Below are 21,101 nucleotides of genomic sequence, written 5' to 3' on the forward strand. Positions count from 1 at the left end.
TCCCTCACTCTCTGTCCAAGTATCGTTTATTAATGACCGTCAGCAACATGATCGCCAGAAACAGCACAAAGGACATTGCGCTCGCGCCACCCATATGCAACTTGGTGAACGCCTCATCAAAGACCAGATATACGACCGTAGTTGATGCATTCAACGGCCCGCCCTTAGTCATGTTCATCATGAGGGTAAACTCTTTAAACGCCCCCATTGTAGATACGACTGCCACAAAAAATATAACCGGACGCAGCATTGGGAATGTGATGACCATCTGTTTGCGCCAGAATCCGGCACCATCCAAATCAGCCGCTTCATACAAATCCTCCGGTACGGATTGAAGTCCCGATAAGTAGAACAGCATGTAATAACCAAGACCCTGCCATACGGTTACCAACGCAAGACTCGGAAGAACCATATGTTTGTTTGTCAACCACTTTAGCGGCTCCGCTCCGAGCAGACTCAGGATATAGTTAAGCACTCCGTCGCTCTGGAACATCCAGCTCCACAAAAAGGCTGTAACAACAACAGAGACAAGCGTCGGAAAATAATATATGAGCCGGAATACCTTAACCCCGGCTAAGCCCCGATTTACAAGCACAGCCAAAAACACTGGCAGAACGACCAAAGCAGGTGTGACTAAAATCCAATAGTAAACCGTGTTGCTCATCGCTTGCCAGAATAGGCTGTTGCTCATCAAAGCCTTGTAATTAGCAAGACCAACCCATTCGACAGGATTGATCACATCATATTTCGTAAAACTCAAAAACAAGGCCGCAAAAGCAGGGATTATGCTAAAAACGAGCAGCAGCAATCCTGCCGGGGCGAGAAACGACCAGGCATGTGACCTTTTATACATAGATGCAAACCTCCTTCGTGTAGCATAATCGATGCCATAAATCTTCTTCAGCCACATGCTCGTGCGGCTGAAGAAGATTGTTCCAAACCTTGTTTTCTTTATTGAAGTAACTTATTAACAGCATCTTCCGCAGCCGCTACAGCATCGGCAGGATCTAAATCGTCAGAAAGCATACGTTTGAATTCATCATTAATAGCTCTATTGATATCAGCCAGATTCTCAACTGGAGGCAGTAAATCCATTGATTTCTCAAGCTGGTTTACAGCCAAGTAACGGCCCTTCTCAACTGGATCGGTTGAGTCTTTACCTGCTGCGAAGAAAGTATCCTCTGCAGCTTTTTTCGCAGAAGGAAGAACAGAGGAAAGCTTGCTGAGCTGAAGTTGGTTCTCGGCATTCGTCACGAACTTCGCAAACTTAACCGCTGCGTCCTTATTCTTGCTCTTCTCCGATACGGCGATGTTCATTGTATTTACAGGAATTTGACCGGTGCTGTAAGCAAAAGAGCTTGTTGCATCCGATTTTTCATACACTGCTGGAGCCAAATCATTGACTTGACGGAACAGGTTAGGTCCAGTTTGCCACCAAGCAAGCTTCTCCTGTGCATACCATTCTTGCGGCTTTGCCTGATCCAGCAGAATCTCTTCCGGAATCAGCCCTTCTTTGTTACGCTCCTTATATTTCGCGAAAATTTCAACAGCTTGCGGCACATTAAATGCAGCCTTTGTAAAATCTTCATTCAGAATTGGGATACCGCTGTACAGCAACTCATCTCGGATTGTTGTCAGGGAGTATCCATATGCGCCTGTCTTTTCCTTAATGACTTTCGTCATTTCCCAGGCTTCATCCACCGTCGTTGGAGGGGTATCAAATCCTGCCTTTTTCAGCAGATCCTTGTTGTAGAGCACAACGTCGTTAGCCAAATACCAAGGAAGCGCGTACGTTGATCCTTTGTATTCACCTGCTGTCCATACACCCTCGTAAAAGTCACCTTTTACATCAGCAGCGAGCTCGTCCATATTAGCCAGTGCGCCGAGTGAAGCAAGTTTCTTTAAAAACTCGGTGTTCAGGTTAACGACATCCGCCAAATTACCTGAAGCACTGCTTGTCAACGTCTTCTGCTCAACCGCATCGATCGGAATATCCTCCCACTTCACTTTCACCCCTGGGTTGTCTTTCTCAAACGTATCGACCATGCCATTGATGTAATCATCGAAAGTCGGGCTCAGCGAGATCGTCCAAAACTTGATTTCTGTGGAGGTTTCGGACTTTGCGGCATCTCCCCCTCCGCTCGAGCAGGCTGCCATCACAAGCATCATGCATGTGAGTAGTAAAACGATCATACTTTTTGATTTTTTCAAAATAAACGTCCCCCTTTAAGTTCGATCTAGTCTAAAATCCCTACAAATGTAAACCCTTTCAAAACAAGGTGAGTAAACCGCGAACAAATGGGTCTGTGTACTGGATCTTCATTTCATTTCAATAAAACCTTTGACTTTAGAGTGAATATTTCTTAATAATTAATAGCTAAGTGGAATATTTCACCTTAGATCAGCAAATGAAATCTCTAAAGGCTTCTTTCTCCCAGACAGACTCCCGCAGAACTCTTATTTTCTTCCTTGTTGTATAATGGGTACAATATAACCTTACTGATTTTCATATGCAGTGTATATGACGGCATTTATCCTGTTTGTATTCATTTTAGACATCATGATTTATTATAGGAGGCTATGACTGCATGAAAGTTTTTAAAGAGCCGATAGAATACCAGGATCCACTACTATGTATTAAAATATGGAAATTAGTCAATGAAGGCCTGGAGTACCCTATCGAGTGGATATGGCATTACCACAAGGAGGTTGAGGTTCTTACTGTTGAGCAAGGAATACTCGATGTGCATATACCGGATAAAGTCTACAGGCTGAAAGCGGGAGACAGCTGTATAATCGGCTCATCCCAGCTTCATTTTGGGCGCAAGATCGGCACGGAAAGGTTGGTGTACATGGTGCTTCATATCGACCTGCACGCCTATTTTAATCCGGCCATTCAGATGTATTACCGTCAATTTACGGAGATTGACCAGCCGTTGGACCGACTGAACTATATCATAGAAGAGAATGAACATGCCAGACGTGAAATCGCGGACATTTTGAAAGAACTACATGATGAGATGCAGGGCAAGAAAAGCGGTTTTGAGATTGCGACCAGCATGCTGGTCATTAAAATTCTGCTCACACTGTTTCGAAACGATGACCGCAGAACACTGGATCAAGAAAGCTCTATGGATGTCCCACTGCTAAAAGAGGTCATCTCCTATATAAACTCACATATTGGGGAGAAAATCGAGCTCAAGCATGTGTGCAAGCTGGCCAACATGAGCTATTCCTACTTCTCCAAATATTTCAAAAAAATGATGGGAATCTCCTTTACCGATTATGTAAACCGCAGAAAGATCCAAGAGGCGGAGCGTCTTCTGATTACAAAAAACATGAGGGTGACGGAAATTGCTGAGACGATCGGAATCGAGAATATGGCGCATTTTTACGAACTATTCAAAAGATATACTGGCTGCAAACCTAAAGAGTATATCGCCAAGCTGCGCGTTGACTCGAACCCCCCGTTCGAACAAGCCCAGGAGTAACTCATCTAGTTCACTATATGAATGATCATTAATACATCAGGGAATAGCAAACAAGACGCCATTTCTGTAGAATCATTTGTACCAGCAAATGATCCAGAAAGAGCGACCTCATGAAAAGATCCACCATGTTTTAGAACCTCATTCAATCCGTTTTACTTGAAGAAGAAGTGAAATCCTTTAGCAGTTCATTAGGGTCTCAAGATACGACTCACAATATATTCTCTACCATGGATTAACCTCTTCTTCTTTTGCTTTTAGGAGATTTCATATAACGTTCTTGCACTCACGACATCCCACCGACTTAAGGTCCTCCAGAGCTGGCCGCAATGCGGTTCGTCGGTGCGGATGTGTCGAGGCAGCTACTCATCCTCTTTAATACAACAAACCACTTGTTCTTTCAATTTATGAATATGCTTCCTTCAACCTCGGTGACTTAAGTTACGCTTTCTTCAATGAAAACAGAGTATAGATTGTATCAATCTCATGGGATTCTTCCAGAACCCACGAGGTTTGGGATAAAATTCGCTGCAATCCCTCCAACCCAAGATATTGGATTTGCACGCCAATAAACTCTGTAAATCCCAGGTATCCCGGATTCACATGCGCCCGATCGAAAATTAAGGAACCCGTGACCCGGGCATCCTCCGGAGAGTTAGTAAAGAAATGGTTTAAATTTTCAATGATATCTGAATCCGAACCGTACTCAAAAAGCCCGCCCTCCGATGAACAGAGCTGTATCCAGCCCGATCGTTCCAAACTCATTTTTTGTAATGCTTCCGATTGGCTCCAGTCATAATGAATAATATTGAGGGTTATATCAAGGCCATGGAACCGTTCCCCCGGCTGCTTCAAAACATCGATGCACCTTTTTGCGAAATTGGGCCCGTAGGTATCGATATCTAAAATATTGATCTCTATCTTCCGTCCCTTGAGTAATTCCGGGTCCGATTCCTGAAGTAGAATCAGGGTGTTGATACTATCGGTGGCGGCCCCCCCAGCGATATTAAAGAAACAAAGGTTCCGTTCAGGGAATAGTTGGAGTTGGGGAAACAAAATTTTCGACTGGTGCCGGCAAAGATCCCTCAGCCTAATCCGAAGTCCCATGAAAGAGGTTTGCTTCATCGCCCACTTGTCTCGAAAACCTAATTTTATCCCCCTGCTTAAGCCAGGGCCAAGTTTGTACAGCAAGGTACGCATGCCGCTAAGATAGGAATTGTCAACATTCGACATTTTCACAAAGATGTTCCGGATAAAGCCAGGCATCTTCTTTAATGATTCAATGCTCCGGGCTGACTTGAGACAGTTCAAATGATACGCCTGTTCATCAATACTTGCGTTGAAAAGAGGATGAGTAATATCCAGTATCGGAACCTGAATTTCATTCTCGAACACCGCATAGGGAATTCGCTGATCTTGATTTGCATTCATGGTTTCAGCTCCACCTCACCTGAAAGATGATTTTTTGATCTAACGAAAACTCAAAGCTATCATTATTGATCTTCCCGGAAGAATTGCTTTACCATCTCTTGATGCCCATTTTGATTTCATAAGTTATTCCGATATCATCTGTGCATTCACGAAAAGACCCAGGCTTAGATAGTTCTTATCTTAGGCTGGGTCTTTTGTTGTCTATGCTTCTTCCATAATTATACATACGACATCCGAGTGACGCGAGCCCCGATGCGTGAAGCTTTGTTAACGAATGCCGTTTCTTCATTGACTGCAATCCTTCAATCGTTTTTTTGATTTAAACTTAGTAATTGCTTTTTGAGTAGCATGATCTGTCCAATATGATATGCATTATGAATACATAAATTTGAAACTACTCCCCACCATGGAGCATTAAAATATTTGGGGAGTTCTGTTATTAGTTTGAGATCTTCGCTCTCCTCAAGTGCCCTATTCCAACTATTAAAGACTGTTTCAAGTCGTTGTTGTGTCTTTTTCCACTCATATTCATTTATAGCATGTGGATTCAGGTAAAACGTATCATCATTGTTTATTGAACTCTTCAATTCGAATTGTTCGTCGTTATATCTCTCAAGCCATTTCTCATTCCAATAAATGAGATGATTCACTATCGACCAAATAGATTGTTTACTTTCATTCTCCCATGCAGCTTGTGTCTCATTTAAATCTATTAAAATCTCATGAAGTGGAATAAACCAGCTCTTATCGTTATAACAAGCGTTTAATTGGTCTATGAGAATAGATTTATAATTCATCTTTATACCTCGCTTTTTCGATTAATTCATTGGTTCATTCGGATACCGTTCTTGTATTCACAAAATGCCCCAACCTTCCCTTATCACAGCCAAGGTGCGTAAGCCCAGCAGCGTGAAAACAATGTTATGTGCAGTTGCCTCTATTTGAGTTTACTTTCAAAGAATCTTATTATTTGTGTTCCTGGGTACTCATTTATGTTTTTATATTCTGATTCATAATAACAGTTCCAGTAACTCACTACCCTCTGCTTGGTCCGATAATAAAATTCAGGATTCTCTATGATAAACTTGGTGTATTCGCTAATATCCAAATCATTCAAATGGCTATTCATTAAAGCTAATATTTCCACTACATATTCACCAGCAAGCTTGATCACATATGGAACAATCCAAGAGTCATTAATAAGTATGATTTCCTTCAAAAATCGTTCCCTAATGTATCCATTATGATGTCTCGTCAAATAACAACAAGTAATGTGGAATTGTGTCTCACTTAATTTTTTTAACAGATCGTTACTGGGTACATTAACATAGGTTCTATACGGTATCTCAATCGATTCATCATCGATGATAACTCTGAAAGTATCTGTGTCGGGTAACTCACCTTCTAATTCTAATATTGTATTTATCTCCCCTATTTCATCCTTGAGTTCACTTGGGAAAGCACCTGGTCTAATATTTATCTTTTTCATCTCACGCTGTCACCAAGCCATCTTCGCAATATTTACAAGTTCTTTAATATCACTCAAACGTTGAAAATCATTTACGTTGTCTCTTCCGCTTTCAGTCTTCTTCCAACTCGGCCATTTCTCTATATACCAACTTGCATAATAAGTCTCCATACCAAAGGCTCTGGCTGATGATAGCTCATTACTTCCACCATCACCTACATAGATACATTCCTCGGGTCTAATATTTATTGATTTACAAGCAACTTCGAAAATTTGGGTATCAGGTTTCAATACTTCTATTTGAAATGAAAGAGTAAGAGTATCAAAAAAACATGCTAAATCACAATCAATCCAACCCACGAAATCATCTTGGGACAAATTACTAATTAATCCGATCATATACCCTAATTTTTTCAACTCATATATAGTCTCAATGATCTCTTTAGGAATATTTTGATAAAGCTTGATTTTATCTTGCAGGTACAGTTGGTATTGATCTTGGATTACCTGATTATCAATAATACAATTTGTTTCCTTCAGTATCTCATGCGTTATTGAAACAAAATTTATACTTTTATTAAGCTCCATCTGTTTTCTTCTTACTGACCAATGTTTATTAAATACTTCACGTGTAAGTTCTGATGATAAATCAGGTTTTGGCTTCCAATCGGGATCATATTCGGTAATTAATGTTTCAAATAAGTCAAAGAAAATTGCTTTCTTCCTCATGATATGCCTTCTTTCTTATATTTATAGGTTTTACTTGATGATTGCATATAACGTTTATGTATTCACGAAATGACCCAGCCTTAGATAACTCCATCTTAGGCTGGGTCGATTCGTGTCTGTGCTTCTTCCATGATTATACATCTAACCAGTAAAGTCCGTCTGAAATATCTGAACAAATTGTAAAACTCCAAAAGAAATGATAAAACTCGCCAAGCAAAAAAACTGGCGAGTTTTTACACCTTCCACAAACTATAACTGAGCACCAATTTACACACTTTTAATAATTTAGCTTACATTTTGGAGCCTGTTTGTTATCCAGCAGACAATTCCTAATAAGATTTAGCATCTCATACTGTTTGAATTCTTTGCTATTTCTATCTATGATATAGGGGTTGGGTTAATTAGCTAGTGATCTAGCAATAAATGTTGAAGGAGTGTAGTTTATGTATAGAACAGCACAAGACTTTGTCAATGATTGGGCACATGCCGCAACTGGAACGATTAAGGTGCTTGAAGCATTAACGGATGACAAGCTAGACCAGTCCATTGTAGAGGGACATAGTTCTCTCGGTTGGTTAGGATGGCATCTGGCAACATGTCCGGTGTTCTTCACAGGTATGGCAGGACTTAAGATTGAGCCTGCAGGCGATCCTAAGTCCGTTCCAACTTCAGCAAGCGAGATTCTCGCTACATATAAGACTGTTGTTGAGCGTGTGAAGGCTGCTGCAGCGCAATCGCTAACAGATGAGATGATGGCAGAAAGCGTAGACACATTCTCCGGCCCTGCGCCGCGCGGAGCTATTCTTCGTATGCTGATTGATCATCAAACTCACCATCGCGGTCAAATGACGGTTCTTCTACGTCAAGCAGGACTTCCCGTACCAGGTGTAATCGGTCCTACTCGTGAAGAACAGCAGAATATGAAGAAGTAAGCGATAGCGCAGCTTCACCAATGAGAAAGCAATGAACTCCTGTCTGAACTGTGACCCGTAAGATGGAACTTTTGAAAAAAGTGACCCTCTTGCGGGTCATTTGTGTTTAAATCGAACTATCGAAACAAAAGGCGTAGAGGCGTATAACGTATTCTCCAACGTTTAAACTAGCTGTAATTATAGCCTATCAAGAAGGCTAGGCACCAATCGATATCTATATTTGTTTCAGGTTCACCAACTGCAGTGTTATATGAAGGATCGATCCTCTATGTATAACTCACAACTCATATTTCTTTCTACTTCAATGTTTCTAGTGTTTCTACGATCTCTTTACTTATCTCTATACATATTCAATACTTTCTCGAAATTCTTTACCAAGATAATCTTCCACTTCTAACTTCTGCTGGACCGATGGGTGAACGAAGCGTAAATATGGTGCTATATGAAGGTCTGAACTCCCTCGAATATACTAAAAGCATTGCCATTCAATAACCCACTCGTTAAATCTTCCATTTGTTGTTCCTCGCCCAATGTAACCTACTCCACTGTCCCCCCAAAACCAATTTCCTCTTTCTATTGAATCAATTTGAAATACAAACTGAGGATTAGCGGGATGTTGATTATAAGGAGCCCAATATATTTCTGATTGAATTGTCGTAGGCCATCCACCTATTTTGAATCCAGAGATATTATTCAAATGGTTATCATAAAAATCGTTTACTTCTTCAGTAATAGATATGTTTTCCTTATCTAATTCCTCAACAAAATCATCCCAACAAGGATAGTCTTCTTCGATTAATGTCGGTTTCATCTCAAATACCTTTATCTTTGATTCATATGGAACACTATGAATAGGAACAAGATCTTTTATACAATTATAAGTTCGTAAGCACCATTTCTGACCATTTGGATTGTTATTCGGAAGTTCGTCACTATCTATAAACAATGTGATCATTTCAATATCTTTAAGTAAATCGGGGACATATGGTAATTGAAGAATGTTTATTTGGCACAACGGTATCATAGGTTTATTATTTGAATAGGGCCATTCTTCATTTGGTAGCGATAAATTTACTTGTCCAAATATAGAATTAGTTGGTTCTCCAGAAGATCTAAATCCTCCAATCTGCAATAAAGTTGCCCGTCTCATTATTTTTCTCTTAAGGTTTTCCACTTCATTGCAACTCCTTATTTAGTTAAATTTCATTTCTAAAATCACTTTGTATTCCCCATACTTCCTTAATAGAAATTGCTTCTTTATAGCTACTTTCAACATCCTTGCCTTGTTCCGTCCACAAATATGGAAATATTGATATTCCTTGATCTCTAGTTAATGCACTAACATCTTCTATCCAGTTACCCCATCTAAAAGATTTATAATATTTATTCAGATCACCATGTAATACCCAATAAATAAAGTCAGTATATCCTTTACCAGTGTCTTCCCACTCCAAAGTATCCGGCGCAAAATAATAAATATTACGCGTACTATTATCAAATTCCTCTGTATTAATAGCAAAGATTCCTCCTACTACATCATAGGCTACTACGAATCCTTCTTCGAAGAGAGATTGATGTTTGTTATTAATTAGAGAGCCAAATATCTCAGGATGCCCTGAACCAAGTAAGTACAACCAACCATGATCAACAACAAAACCACCACACTCAAGTGCAATGGCTCCCATAGTAGATTTATTGGTGATTTGTAAATTATAGAGCGCTTCTTCACCTTCAGCTTTTGTATTCTCAAGAATATGTATATTTACTTGTGAATCACGTATCCAATCTTGAATCATCGTCCAGGCGTTATCTTCAAAAATAAGTTCTGAAATATCTTTCACAAATTCCACTCCTTATTTATAAACTCCTCTATAACTTTCAGGTAATAATTCAGCTATTTTCTTCATTATATGTTTTAGGGCAAATTCTTCGTATTCATTTTTGTCTTGTTCTTTTGCTCTCTTATGAAATTCAAATTGTTTTCCAATGTTGATATGAACATCTGCATATTGAAAGTTTTCAGACCTCATATCTCCTTCTATATTTATGGGTAACAGTTTTTCTGTCCCATATAATCCAATAGGCACAATGGGGGCTCCTGTAATTCTCGCTATAAAAAGGATTCCTTTCTTTGCTTCAATCAAACTACCAAATCTACTTCTAGTTCCTTCTGGGAATATCAATAAACTTTCCCCTTGTTTAACAAGCTTAATAATTTTCTCGAGACCCTCTTTATCAGCAGTATTAGGTTTTATATTAGTTGTCTTTATTACATTAACCCCTATACTTGTAACAGCATTGTCTGACAGTTTTTCACCTGCTACAAAAGTTGGATCTATCTCTTTTAAAGCCTTGTCTAAAACTAATCCATCAGAATTGCTTAAATGATTGCATATAAAAATAGTTGGGGTTTTTATCCCCTTTAAGTTTTCACTACCTGTTATGTTAACATTGGCAAATTTCTTCAGGTATTTATCTATTATTTTTTTAGATATGTATGTGACAAATTGTTTCGGTAAAATATTTATTATTTTTGCTGTTGAGTTAGAGATCATTTATTACTCCTCCCTAATGGTCCTTAATTCATAATGCTTCTTAGTTTTCAACATTATGTTTAGGTAATTTCAGATAACGTTATGGTATCTCTACAAACCCGAGAGTCTTAGGGGAGCGTTTGCAACCAGGTCCTATGGACTTAGCCCCGCAGGGTTGTTGGTCCACTCCATTACCTTCCTTTTCTTGCGAACCAAGGGTGTAAGCCCGCAGCGTAGATACAATGTTATCTGATGGCTAAGGACCTATCGAAATGCATGCAAAAGTTTTACCAAGAGATCTTATTAGTTGCATGTCTGTAAAATGGAGAAGTTTCTTTCTCGCAAAAAATTACGATTTGATTGCCACTTGGATCAATAATATATATTTCATTCATTACTCCATGATCCTCATGTTTCATAATGCTTATGTTATTTTCTCTTAAATGGATCTTCATCTTATCTAAGTCATCTGTTTCAAAATGAAAGTAAACATTGTCAATTTGATTATCTCCAGTTGAAAAATGTAATGGTTGAATCTCCCTTACTTGAATTAGTGCTACCAAAGCTTCTCCTGAAGGAAATTTGAAACTTGCTCCGACTCCCCAATTATCAACCAACTCAAGCCCAAAACAATCGGTGTACCAAGAAATACTTTGTTCAAGATTTAGAACTGGAATGAATACAGCTCCTACTCTTAGCTTCATTGCTTGACTCTCCTTTTGACTTTATGTACTTCATGAACTTTAACTCACTTCATAACATCGAATTAGTATAGTTTAATGTTTATTTCTCTTAATTCTTTCTTCAAGTAAATGAATCTCATGATTAGCTTCTTTTATCAAGTACTTAAGTGATACTCCTACGAATAGTGAAGAAACTGAAATCATAAAAGAAATTAACATCCAAACTGTTCCTCTTAAGTCATTAGTGAAGTTATAAGAAAGAACTTCAGTAAACTGGCTACTTGCAAAGAGAATTAAAGTCAGAACAAGAAAAAGTACGAAAAGAACCAAGAAAAAATTGGACATCTTATTTGTTTTCTCAAAAAAAATCATGAATTCACCGCCTTTATGAGCTATTTTATTAATTGCATTTATTTCGTCTAACGTTCTATATATTCACGAGTCCGGGAGGTTTAAGTGACTGTAGGGAACGAGTCGGAGACTTAGATTTGCAGAGATTATCCGTCTGATTCCACTTCACTCCTCATAACTTCGTTTCGGACCAAGGGGCGTTAGCCCCGCAGCGTGAATACGGTGTTATATGCTGTCGTGGCCTTCTTCGAAACCACTCTCGCTATTTTCTTTATATTCATTCTCTAAAATGGAAAATAAATATGAATCATGAAATTTCCCTTTAGTCCATAGATGTTCTCTTAAATGACCTTCTTTTTTCATTCCAATTTTACTTAAAACCTTTGCTGATCCAATATTACCTGGACGACATGTTGCATAAACTCTATGTACTTTGAATTTTTCAAATGCTAACCTTAACAATGCTTTTGATGCTTCACTTGCATATCCATTTCCCCAGTAATCTGGATTAAAGCAATAACCGATTTCAGCATTTAACTCTTTAATATAAATTCCACAACCACCTATTAATTGATTGGTTTCTTTCAATATTACTGCAAATTCAAAATCGGTTCGGTTAATTGTTTGTTTCTTTTCAATTTGTTGATTCACATATGATTTAGTTTCATCTTCATTGTTTGGTCCCCAAATCATATATTCAGTTACTTTAGGATTAGACGCATATACATGTACATCTATCCAATCCTTCATTATGAGATCACGAATTATTAATCTTGAGGTTTCAATGTGCATCATAGATTCTCCTTAGTAAGTGTTTATTATTTCCATTTTTAGCACTTGCCCCAATTGCATATAACGTTCTATGTATTCACGAAACGCCCCACCATAGATAGCTCTTATCTTAGGCTGGGGCGTTTGTTGACTGCTATATCTACCATGATTATACATCTGACAACCAAGGGACGAAAGTCCCGCAGCGTGAATACGGTATTATCTGATGTCAATGTCGTCCTCGAACCTTCTTAAAGATATTCCATGCCCTTTCTTCTGTATGCAATAACTATAATATCTATCCTAATAAAGACATCTTCCCAAATCATATTTATTCAAATCAATTAGTCCTTTTAATAACTCATTTTCTTGAGTACTCCAATTAAAGTCATCAAACTTAATTGGAAATTCACTATGTGGATTTTCGGTGTGAAAATATATTGCATCTGCAGAGCCAAATCCTGAATCAAGAATTATCCATGTTTGAAACGGTCTACTTGTGTCCTTAGTAAGAATCTCGATCTTATCTAAAAATCGAATATACCATTTAATATGACTCCTTCTAAAATATTTATTGGATAAAATTTCTGCGTTATCTTCATTTCTACTTTCAATCAAGTCTCGATTCCATATTGTCCTGTATTCAGTGCTACAAATTAAAAGCAAAATTATTACTATGCCTGTACAATTAGCTGTTTTTTTCTTAATCATATTTCCCTCCTCTTTCGATATTAAATTTCTAGAGGATAAAGGTGTTTAGAGAATTTTATATTTTTTATTATCCAAAGATTTCGGCTAACGTTTCTTGGATTCAAGACGTTCCATTCCCTTAGATAGCTCTTAAGGTATTAAGTATATTTAATTCGTTTCAAAAACGTTAAACCCTTTATCTATGCGGTTTTCACGTTTTTGTAAGAACTGCGCGAAGACTTCAAAAGTAGTTGTTTTTTGTGGGCAAGTTGTGGGCATGTACCTATTAAATTGAGAAGCACATATAAAAAGCCGCCGCCGACCAATTAAGGTTTAGCGATGGCTTTTTATATCCTCTACTTATTTTGTTCTGTTTTTAAGAACGTAGTCAAATCTGAGATATATTTAGACAACTTCCAACTTAACTCTGTACGCATAGCTTCGCGTGACATACCGAACTGTTCTTTATATCCCCGACAATAATAGTAGTGAAAAACAACGTAATCCGATTGTTCTGCATCTAAGATTTTGATATTGCTTTGTTTAAGCTCACGACGCAATCTACGTAGGTCGCTAGATATCATCTCAATGATTGTATGCCCTGCCATCAGATATAAGCGCTTTAGGACATTGTTGGAGTATTCGATGTCAGCTAGGCTTTTCTGAACCATCTTTTCCAAATGCGGCAGTAAAATATAATCGCGGATCATAGTCATTTCTTCAACTGTCACAACAGTGTTTTTAACTTCTTGATTACTCATGAAGCTGCCTCCTAGAAATACGAACGTTTGTTTGTATTATATGCGAATATACGTTCTTTATTCAACAAGAAAAAAAGACCATTTGGATTATCGCGGTGGTCTTTTTGTCACGCTCTATTTACTCTTCAATAGCAGTTATGATGTAGTCATTTAAACTTACATTAGCTGATTTAGCTGCAGCTCGGGACTGTAAAAATAAAGCCCCAGACTGCCGCTACTAAAATTGGACTATCGTTCTCCACGAGGCATCACTGACATCATGCCAATAAACGCATTCCTACTAAATGGGCCCCAGTTTCCTCCCATAAAACCAGTCATTCCCTCCAAGCTAACAAAACAAGGGAGCACTACATATAGGATACCAGACATAGCATTATCCCTAAATGTCATGATAAATCTCGTCTTCGTATTGTCAGCAGGTGCTATCATCCCCATTTCAGGGGGTATTGAATTTGCTGCTGTAATTGCATCACCCATTCCAACGCTTGCAATACCAGCGGGACGCTCCATATTACTTCTAATCCAGTAATTAGAAATATTTGTTGCTGATGCTAAATCAACCCGCTGATCATACATAATTAAAACTTGATTTGGAGCAACTTGTCTAGCCTCTAGAAGAATGGGATGAGGTATTTCCTGACGATCGCCGTAATAAGTAATCATTATTTTTCCCTCCACACATATGTTGAACTAGTCAAATGACTATATATTATATGGTATTTTACTTATTTATGTCGGAGAATATTGGTGATTATCTCATTTAGCAATGATGGGCTAAGCCTTGTTTTTAATATGGTGAAATAACCAGTAACGATCACCCAATCAAAGTGAGATCAGCCTTCATATCATAACGTGTACTCAAAAACAGGGGGGTGTTAAAATGTCCGATATACGTGGAGGCTTTTTTACAAGCACAGGTACAATCCTTGTATTGTTCATCTTATTAGTAATCGTCTCTTGCGCTTGTGGAGGTTTCGGTATCTAATACCGCCGATAAAGTACTTTTAGGCCTAATGTCGGTAATGTGATAATTAAAATGAAAAAAGCCTCGGAGTGATTGGGCTCTTAAGTGTAGGTAATATAATTTCCAAACTCTTGGGAATTCAAAAAATAACCCCACTAGCCTATGCCTGTGGGGTTATGTCAGTTTACAGATTGTAGCCTGAACTATCCGGCTTAGTTGGGTTCGATATAATTCCCAAGGTCGCCAGCAGCCCTAGCACTACATCAACGATAGTTAATAGATCCTGCTTCATTACCTCTGTAAAATCGAATGCCCCCGTAAGATGTCTAACGAGTTGGATTAACAATAGAGCCTGAGATACGATACTTACCCATAAAGCATAGTTACGCTATCTTTGCTTGGTCATTGTAAATTACCCCCATTTTCAATTACTTCAAGTTGACATTCGATCTCTCCGATCCTAGTTGCGTTCCCTGCTATCAACCGAAGGAAGTTCATCCGTAGCTTATTAACGACGATGGATGTTTCTTCACGAGTGATCGGAGCCCCTGGACGCTTGCTTCGCTGCTCCATACCTCGGGAATTACATAAGCTTTACATGTAAACTAGCGCTTCCACCGCAGCAAGGCGGTTTAACATACGTAAAAATAGAACATATGTTCCGATAGGGGGATAATATGGCAAGAAGGAAGAAAGATGAACTGCCGCCTAATGTACGTAAACGAGGAAAAGGATACACATACCGTTATGATGTGCCGATCACCAATCCTGATGGCTCAAAGGGTCGGAGTCAAAAAGATACGATACAATATCCAACACCGGAGGAAGCCTATAAAGCGGGTATTTTGATTGAATGTTAGTTTATCATTCGAAATTAAAAAAGCTTCACTTGAACACTATACACACTTATACACATCTTCTCGTACACCCTTGTACTTACTTTAACAGCAAAATCGTTAAGGAAATTACACCAAGTCAGTATCAAGACTTTTTATTATGGTTACAGGAAGAGCGTGGACTAGCGGTCAAATCGATACAGAGTATTCATGGGTTGATGAATGCCTTATTTAGACATGCTGTACAACGAGGTCAAATTAAAACGTCTCCGTATGTGGGGGCTACCATTCCAAAGGAGGAAGAAGAAGAGAATTTCGACTTGGATTTTGACGAAGAAGCAGAAGTACCAAATTTCCTAGAAAAGGAGCAACTAGCCAAGGTAATAGCTGCAGCTAAGCAAAAAAACGAACAAGCCGCAACTCCAAGAGAAGAATTTGAATGGCGACAATTTGTAAGAGTAATATTCATTATGGCGCATACAGGTATTCGCGTGGGGGAACTCAGCGTGTTAGAACCAAGAAAATTCAATAAAAGCAAGTTGAAGATCAGAATTAGCGCTACATTGTATGATAAAGATGGACTGAGTAACTACGATATAGGTCCACCTAAATCTAAGAGCTCACGCAGATTAATCGATATTAGTGAAAGAGTTGCAGCTGTTATTGAGGCTCAAATGAAAGATGTGAAAGCTTTTCGTCTTATGATCGGCCCTAAATATCACAAAAATAAAGACGGAAGAGAATTCATTTTTGTGAACCCTACAGAATAGTTACCAGGGTACCCATTAAGTCCGTCTAATTAAATGAAATGTTAGATAAAACACTTGTAGAAGCGAAATTTCCAAGTAAGTACATTACTGCTCACGGTCTTCGCCACACTTATACTAGCCTTAGCGCCGAAGTTGGCGTACCACTTGATGACATACGTAAGCAATTAAGCCACACAAAAGACGATTTGACAACACGTGTTTATCGACATGTAACCGAAGCTCGTAGACGCGCGGACGTAGATAAGCTTGACGCACTAATTGGTGACTTACTAGAATGTGGGCAAGTTGTGGGCAATACCCCCTATAAACCCCGTAGTACCAAGGGATCAACCTTAGATAGCTCTTATCTTAGGGAATGGAATGTGTTGGTGAGCTACTTTTTCGCTACCTATCTTCTTCCAACCAAGGGCGAATGCCCGTAGCGAGAATCTGGTGTTATCTGGTGTTATACGCTGTTGCTGACTTCGTTGAATTATCTGAAATACAACTTCTATGTTATTTCTTGAGTAATTGTTTTTCATAAAACACTATTGTCATTTTATCGTTGATTTGTACCATTTCTCCCGTTTTTCTGTATCCAAGTTTTTCATAAAGATAACAATTACCATGCTCTTGTAAGATCGTATCCAATTCCCATATTTGTGCATTATCATACATATCTTCTATGATACTAAAGACCTTTTGAGCAATTCCCATTCCTTGGTAATCAGGCAATATAAATATAGGGCTAACTCGATAAGCACTATTTGCTTTCTTTACAATTCTAATTGCACCTACGGGAACACTATATCGTTTTATTATGTAATAGTCCGTGAAGGACTGATTTAAGCGCTCTATTATTCGTTCTAACGATTCATTCCCAGGACTAGTTTCATAATCTTGATATTTTTCTAGTAATGTCTTAAATGCTTTAACTTGCATTTCATGTATGATCTCTGCTTCATTAAGACTAGACTTAAATAAAGTAATCTCCATTATGTTACTCCTTCCAGTTTTAAATGGATCTGTAATCGTTTAAGATGTTTTCAGCAATTGCGTATAAAGTTCTTGTATTCACGAGCCCGAGAGGCTTAAAGGGAGCGCAAGCGACTGGGTCGGAGACTGATGTAGCAGTCGCACAGTGTCACCAAAGTTATTTTATGTTATTGTCTTATTACTGAGTGTTTGATTCCAGAACCTGTAATAATCTCTTTAATATCTGTTTTCAATATCTCTGGATAGACTTCAAGATCTAATAATTCTTCTACCTCGAACCACTTAAAGATTAATCTTCCGTTATCCTCTAACCCATAAAACTCTTCTTTCTTTTGAAGAATATCATGGTTTGCTGGTAATGACATTAAATAATAGAACCCGATCTCGTGGTATTTCTTACAATCATATTCAAAAAAGTCTTCATTAACATATACAAGCCTTTCGAGTTGTATAGTGACCCCTAATTCTTCTTGCAGTTCTCTTATCAATGCTTGTTCAGTAGATTCATTAAATTCTACACGGCCTCCAGGCAAGTTCCAAAAATCATCTGTTTTTGTTGTATGTAATAGAAGTTTACCATTATGAATTAGAATCCCAGCTACTCTAAAATTGAATTTATTATTATTTCTCTCAAAGGTTATCATGGTATAGACCTTTCATGGTTCGTATTTTTTGAATTGCTGCTATTTCCTATAACGTTTCTGTATCTACGAACCCGAGAGGCTTATGGCAGCGAAGTCTGCCAGGTCCGACGGACTTAGCCTCGCAGGGTTGTGAGCTGATTCCGCATCTCAGCTTGCCTCTTCTGGCGATCCAAAGACCAAACGGCCCTCAGCGTAGATACGATGTTATATGATGGGGATGCCATCTTCGTATAACCTTTCAACATATTTTTTTATTTTGTCACTTCCAATTTTATTTCACGCTTTGATACATTTTTTCTTTGTGTTATTATATATGTAATAAAGACCAAGTGCTGCGAACACCTGGTCAGTACAATTGGCTTGGATGGTTTATTCCCTTCTAAGTCATATAGGAACAAAACCCACCTCTGGCCTCAACCTTTGGGTGGGTTTTTACTTTCTCTTGTTGTTATTATTGATGTATGTTAAAAGAGCAAGAATGAACGTTCCAAAGAGGAACATGATCGTTATTGCATCTTTCACTTCCATGGCTTCACCTCCTTTCGAAGGAAAACCATGCCCACCCAAGATTCAATTGTAGTTATATTTTACCTTTATTTATACCTACGTACAAGTGTTCTCAATTTGTTTATGTAATCTTTATCTTGCATCCCTTTCATATAACGTTTGGTATTCACGACGTCCATTCCCCTTAGATAGCTCTAATCTTTGGGGAATAGATCTATCTGCCTGGTTATTCTTCTTCGAAATACCTCGGGCAGATCAAGGGCCGCATGGCCCGAAGCGCGAATATTGTGTTAGAGGATGTTGGCTCTTCTTCGATTATTCATACTCAATCTTAAATTCTTGTACATATATCGCTGTTCCTGAAATAAATATATCTATATCTTCTTCGCTTCGTATTGCTTTTACATGCACTCTTCCATCTCTTCCAATTTCCTGGCCTTGCTCTACAATAAATTCAACAGAAGTTAAGTTTTGATTTACATACAATAAATAATAAGCACCCATTACACCCGATGCCGTCCCCGTTACTGGATCTTCAATTGTGCCGGAGTAAGGAGAGGAAAAATGTCTTGCATGCATCAACGCTCTATTATCATAAGTCTCAAAACATATCGGATGTATTGATGATTTGACATTCTCAACTAATACATTTGGGAACTGTTGATTTTTTGGTGTCATATTATTAAAGCTGCTCAATTTCTTGATTGGGACCAGTAAGGTCCAAGTACCAGTACTTCCATAAACGATGGGCTTATTTAAATCCAACTCTTCTTTCGCTAATCCCATTGACTCGGCCAACTTATCTAGGTCCCCATTAAAAGATGTAAATTGAGGCCTGTCTTGTTTCATCTCTATTGATAATTGTTCGTCCATCTCATCAAATTTGATTGGTAGTATACCTACATTCGTTTCAATCTGAATAAGTTTTCTATCCTCAAACATCCCTTTCGACTTTAGACAATATAATGATCCTATAGTTGCGTGCCCACAAAGATTTATCTCATGTCCTGGAGTAAAATACTTTAGCCTTAGATCAGCCTTCTCTGAATTCAATATGAACACAGTCTCATTAAAGCCGACTTTAAAGGCTATATGTTGCATTTCATCCTTAGTTAAGTAGTCAGCATTCAACACAATACCAACGGGATTCCCTTTATTCGGAACAGATGAAAAAGCATCATAATGAAGGACATTAACAATATTCATCTTAATTCTCGCCTTTCCATATGTATTTAGCCAATTTTATCTAACGTTTAGGTATTCACGAAACGACCCAGCCTTAGATAGCTCTTATCTTAGGCTGGGTCGTTTGTTGACTGCTATATCTACCATGATTATACATCTGACAACCAAGGGACGGAAGTCCCACAGCGTGAATACGGTGTTAGATGATGCATATGCCCTCTTGAAATAACCCACACCCTTATCGATATTGAAGTTTACTAACTGCTTCGATATCATATGAAAAATTACCCCAATATTGTTTTTACAAATACAAGTAATAAGTTCAACCCTAACAACTATTCCAGTAATTCGCTCCTAGATCTTCCCATTTATATTTAAGTTGATTATTCAAGACTTTCTTTAAATATTACTTTCAGTAATTCATTTGGAATTTGCTGATTATGAAAAATTTGCAACATACCCATGGACGTTATTTTATATTCCTGTAATTCATCCTTATGAGAAAGAACTGCTTTGGCTTCAACATTTATATGGTCTTTAAAAGGAATAATCCGAACAAAGTTATTTTTCACATAAAATGATGGCAATTTAGCCCATAGCTTTTCATGAATTATTTGAGAAGTACTTTCATAAATAAGTCCATATAGAACACAAAATCTCTGTTTTGTTTGTTCATCAAATTTCTCCAGATAATTACGTATATCCTCTTTCATTTATAATTCTCCTTTATATCAATATTTTATCTACTAGAGCAAAAAATATTGATATCTTTTCTTAATTTGCTTATGTTTCATCTAACGTTAATGTGTTCACGACGTCCAACTCCCTTAAGCCCGGAGGGCGGCCGCGATGCGGTTAGGGAGTTGGATATGTCCGGCTGATTCCGCTTCCCTGCTACTGAAACTACTTCTCCGAATCCGCTCCTAACTTCTGCCGGACAGAGGCGGCTTGTCCGCCGAATCGTGAACATGGTGTTATAAGAAGTAGGCGCCTTCTTGAATTACTCACAACGTACTATAAATTAAATGTATCTTTAATAAGTCTTGCGACTTCATCTGCACTTAAATTTGTATTATTAATTCTCAAATAGTTCTCTCTGGTAATTTCTCCTTCGTTAGAGTTGAGTCTATGTTTTTCCATGGTTTTGATTAAGTCCATTTTAGATTGTTCAACATTTCGTTTTGTTGGTTTTTGATCAAGTCTAAACGCCGTTGTATTCCGTTTTAATCTTTCTTCTATATTTGACTCTAATTCAACAAAATAAATTTGTGCTCCTTTCGATTCAAAAAGCTCTCTTCTTACGATACTAGATAATCTCCATGTTTCACTACTAAAACCAAAGAAGGGATGAAACAGTTCGATCGACATGTGATTGTGAAACA

At 38.1% G+C, this 21,101-nt stretch carries 26 protein-coding genes and 2 pseudogenes; 6 read left to right on the forward strand and 22 right to left on the reverse strand.

All coding sequences use genetic code 11. The features are described from left to right. Positions 1 to 4 precede the first annotated feature (4 nt). Entirely contained in the window at positions 5 to 853 is an 849-nt protein-coding gene (locus IEW05_RS14490; protein ID WP_188539914.1) for a carbohydrate ABC transporter permease, read from the reverse strand. A gap of 98 nt (positions 854 to 951) precedes the next feature. Further along, a complete protein-coding gene (locus tag IEW05_RS14495) occupies positions 952 to 2,211 on the reverse strand; it encodes an ABC transporter substrate-binding protein (RefSeq protein ID WP_188539916.1) in 1,260 nt (419 codons plus the stop codon). A gap of 377 nt (positions 2,212 to 2,588) precedes the next feature. Here IEW05_RS14495 and IEW05_RS14500 point away from each other — a divergent pair, with 377 nt between their 5' ends. Continuing rightward, positions 2,589 to 3,491, forward strand: coding sequence for a helix-turn-helix domain-containing protein (locus IEW05_RS14500; protein WP_188539918.1), 903 nt, complete (start codon positions 2,589 to 2,591; stop codon positions 3,489 to 3,491). Positions 3,492 to 3,929: 438 nt separating this feature from the next. On the opposite strand, the gene IEW05_RS14505 is transcribed toward IEW05_RS14500, so the two are convergent. The 4 genes from IEW05_RS14505 to IEW05_RS14520 all read right to left on the reverse strand — a co-directional run bounded on the left by IEW05_RS14505 (position 3,930) and on the right by IEW05_RS14520 (position 7,116). Continuing rightward, a complete protein-coding gene (locus IEW05_RS14505) occupies positions 3,930 to 4,919 on the reverse strand; it encodes a hypothetical protein (protein ID WP_188539920.1) in 990 nt (329 codons plus the stop codon). Positions 4,920 to 5,221: 302 nt separating this feature from the next. Beyond that, complete coding sequence (locus IEW05_RS14510) at positions 5,222 to 5,716, reverse strand: DinB family protein (protein ID WP_188539922.1); 495 nt, start codon at positions 5,714 to 5,716, stop codon at positions 5,222 to 5,224. A gap of 140 nt (positions 5,717 to 5,856) precedes the next feature. Beyond that, on the reverse strand, positions 5,857 to 6,408 hold the full coding sequence (locus IEW05_RS14515) for a hypothetical protein (protein WP_188539924.1): 552 nt from the start codon (positions 6,406 to 6,408) through the stop codon (positions 5,857 to 5,859). A 9-nt stretch (positions 6,409 to 6,417) separates the two neighbouring features. Continuing rightward, positions 6,418 to 7,116: an HAD family hydrolase gene (locus tag IEW05_RS14520; RefSeq protein WP_188539926.1), complete on the reverse strand. Its 699-nt coding sequence runs from the start codon at positions 7,114 to 7,116 to the stop codon at positions 6,418 to 6,420. A gap of 443 nt (positions 7,117 to 7,559) precedes the next feature. Between IEW05_RS14520 and IEW05_RS14525 the strand changes: the two genes are divergently transcribed. Further along, a complete protein-coding gene (locus IEW05_RS14525; protein WP_188539928.1) occupies positions 7,560 to 8,048 on the forward strand; it encodes a DinB family protein in 489 nt (162 codons plus the stop codon). Positions 8,049 to 8,517: 469 nt separating this feature from the next. Here IEW05_RS14525 and IEW05_RS14530 read toward each other — a convergent pair whose 3' ends face one another. The 8 genes from IEW05_RS14530 to IEW05_RS14565 all read right to left on the reverse strand — a co-directional run bounded on the left by IEW05_RS14530 (position 8,518) and on the right by IEW05_RS14565 (position 14,501). Continuing rightward, positions 8,518 to 9,222: a DUF1963 domain-containing protein gene (locus IEW05_RS14530; protein ID WP_188539930.1), complete on the reverse strand. Its 705-nt coding sequence runs from the start codon at positions 9,220 to 9,222 to the stop codon at positions 8,518 to 8,520. A gap of 22 nt (positions 9,223 to 9,244) precedes the next feature. Next, positions 9,245 to 9,889 (reverse strand): DUF2625 family protein, encoded by a 645-nt coding sequence (locus tag IEW05_RS14535; RefSeq protein WP_188539933.1) that lies wholly within the window; start codon positions 9,887 to 9,889, stop codon positions 9,245 to 9,247. A 12-nt stretch (positions 9,890 to 9,901) separates the two neighbouring features. Then, on the reverse strand, positions 9,902 to 10,603 hold the full coding sequence (locus tag IEW05_RS14540) for a lysophospholipid acyltransferase family protein (protein WP_188539935.1): 702 nt from the start codon (positions 10,601 to 10,603) through the stop codon (positions 9,902 to 9,904). A gap of 266 nt (positions 10,604 to 10,869) precedes the next feature. Then, a complete protein-coding gene (locus IEW05_RS14545; RefSeq protein WP_188539937.1) occupies positions 10,870 to 11,286 on the reverse strand; it encodes a VOC family protein in 417 nt (138 codons plus the stop codon). 555 nt (positions 11,287 to 11,841) lie between these two features. Continuing rightward, entirely contained in the window at positions 11,842 to 12,408 is a 567-nt protein-coding gene (locus IEW05_RS14550; protein ID WP_188540889.1) for a GNAT family N-acetyltransferase, read from the reverse strand. A 282-nt stretch (positions 12,409 to 12,690) separates the two neighbouring features. Further along, on the reverse strand, positions 12,691 to 13,098 hold the full coding sequence (locus tag IEW05_RS14555; RefSeq protein WP_188539939.1) for a hypothetical protein: 408 nt from the start codon (positions 13,096 to 13,098) through the stop codon (positions 12,691 to 12,693). Between the two features lie 335 nt (positions 13,099 to 13,433). Next, on the reverse strand, positions 13,434 to 13,838 hold the full coding sequence (locus IEW05_RS14560; protein ID WP_188539941.1) for a YhjD family protein: 405 nt from the start codon (positions 13,836 to 13,838) through the stop codon (positions 13,434 to 13,436). Positions 13,839 to 14,066: 228 nt separating this feature from the next. Continuing rightward, positions 14,067 to 14,501 (reverse strand): hypothetical protein, encoded by a 435-nt coding sequence (locus tag IEW05_RS14565; protein WP_188539943.1) that lies wholly within the window; start codon positions 14,499 to 14,501, stop codon positions 14,067 to 14,069. Positions 14,502 to 14,718: 217 nt separating this feature from the next. Here IEW05_RS14565 and yjcZ point away from each other — a divergent pair, with 217 nt between their 5' ends. Next, complete coding sequence (gene yjcZ, locus IEW05_RS25775) at positions 14,719 to 14,823, forward strand: sporulation protein YjcZ (RefSeq protein WP_229753382.1); 105 nt, start codon at positions 14,719 to 14,721, stop codon at positions 14,821 to 14,823. Positions 14,824 to 14,986: 163 nt separating this feature from the next. On the opposite strand, the pseudogene IEW05_RS14570 reads toward yjcZ, so the two are convergent. Further along, positions 14,987 to 15,175, reverse strand: a pseudogene (locus IEW05_RS14570) (phage holin); the annotation flags it as partial. Positions 15,176 to 15,204: 29 nt separating this feature from the next. Next, positions 15,205 to 15,375 carry a hypothetical protein gene (locus tag IEW05_RS25620; RefSeq protein WP_194434124.1) on the reverse strand — a complete coding sequence of 57 codons (171 nt, stop codon included), beginning with the start codon at positions 15,373 to 15,375 and terminating at the stop codon, positions 15,205 to 15,207. Between the two features lie 104 nt (positions 15,376 to 15,479). Between IEW05_RS25620 and IEW05_RS14575 the strand changes: the two genes are divergently transcribed. From IEW05_RS14575 to IEW05_RS26105, 3 genes are read left to right on the forward strand one after another with little or no spacing between them, the layout of a single operon-like run. Further along, positions 15,480 to 15,662, forward strand: coding sequence for a hypothetical protein (locus IEW05_RS14575; RefSeq protein WP_188539947.1), 183 nt, complete (start codon positions 15,480 to 15,482; stop codon positions 15,660 to 15,662). Further along, positions 15,656 to 16,408 (forward strand): tyrosine-type recombinase/integrase, encoded by a 753-nt coding sequence (locus IEW05_RS14580; protein ID WP_188539949.1) that lies wholly within the window; start codon positions 15,656 to 15,658, stop codon positions 16,406 to 16,408. The genes IEW05_RS14575 and IEW05_RS14580 overlap by 7 nt, the downstream gene beginning before the upstream one ends. 38 nt (positions 16,409 to 16,446) lie before the next feature. Next, positions 16,447 to 16,830: a tyrosine-type recombinase/integrase gene (locus tag IEW05_RS26105; RefSeq protein ID WP_188539951.1), complete on the forward strand. Its 384-nt coding sequence runs from the start codon at positions 16,447 to 16,449 to the stop codon at positions 16,828 to 16,830. Between the two features lie 73 nt (positions 16,831 to 16,903). Here IEW05_RS26105 and IEW05_RS14590 read toward each other — a convergent pair whose 3' ends face one another. The 6 genes and pseudogenes from IEW05_RS14590 to IEW05_RS14610 all read right to left on the reverse strand — a co-directional run. Further along, positions 16,904 to 17,383, reverse strand: a complete 480-nt coding sequence (locus tag IEW05_RS14590; RefSeq protein WP_188539954.1) for a GNAT family N-acetyltransferase — start codon at positions 17,381 to 17,383, stop codon at positions 16,904 to 16,906. Positions 17,384 to 17,550: 167 nt separating this feature from the next. Next, positions 17,551 to 18,027 (reverse strand): NUDIX hydrolase, encoded by a 477-nt coding sequence (locus IEW05_RS14595; RefSeq protein WP_188539956.1) that lies wholly within the window; start codon positions 18,025 to 18,027, stop codon positions 17,551 to 17,553. A gap of 432 nt (positions 18,028 to 18,459) precedes the next feature. Continuing rightward, entirely contained in the window at positions 18,460 to 18,555 is a 96-nt protein-coding gene (gene comI / locus IEW05_RS25780) for a competence inhibitor ComI (protein WP_222860698.1), read from the reverse strand. A 294-nt stretch (positions 18,556 to 18,849) separates the two neighbouring features. After that, positions 18,850 to 19,740, reverse strand: coding sequence for a PhzF family phenazine biosynthesis isomerase (locus IEW05_RS14600; RefSeq protein WP_188539959.1), 891 nt, complete (start codon positions 19,738 to 19,740; stop codon positions 18,850 to 18,852). A gap of 362 nt (positions 19,741 to 20,102) precedes the next feature. Further along, positions 20,103 to 20,432 carry a DUF1801 domain-containing protein gene (locus tag IEW05_RS14605; RefSeq protein ID WP_188539961.1) on the reverse strand — a complete coding sequence of 110 codons (330 nt, stop codon included), beginning with the start codon at positions 20,430 to 20,432 and terminating at the stop codon, positions 20,103 to 20,105. A 301-nt stretch (positions 20,433 to 20,733) separates the two neighbouring features. Next, positions 20,734 to 21,101, reverse strand: a pseudogene (locus tag IEW05_RS14610) (shikimate kinase); the annotation flags it as partial.

The organism is Paenibacillus segetis (assembly GCF_014639155.1).
GTDB classification, from domain to species: Bacteria; Bacillota; Bacilli; order Paenibacillales; family Paenibacillaceae; genus Fontibacillus; species Fontibacillus segetis.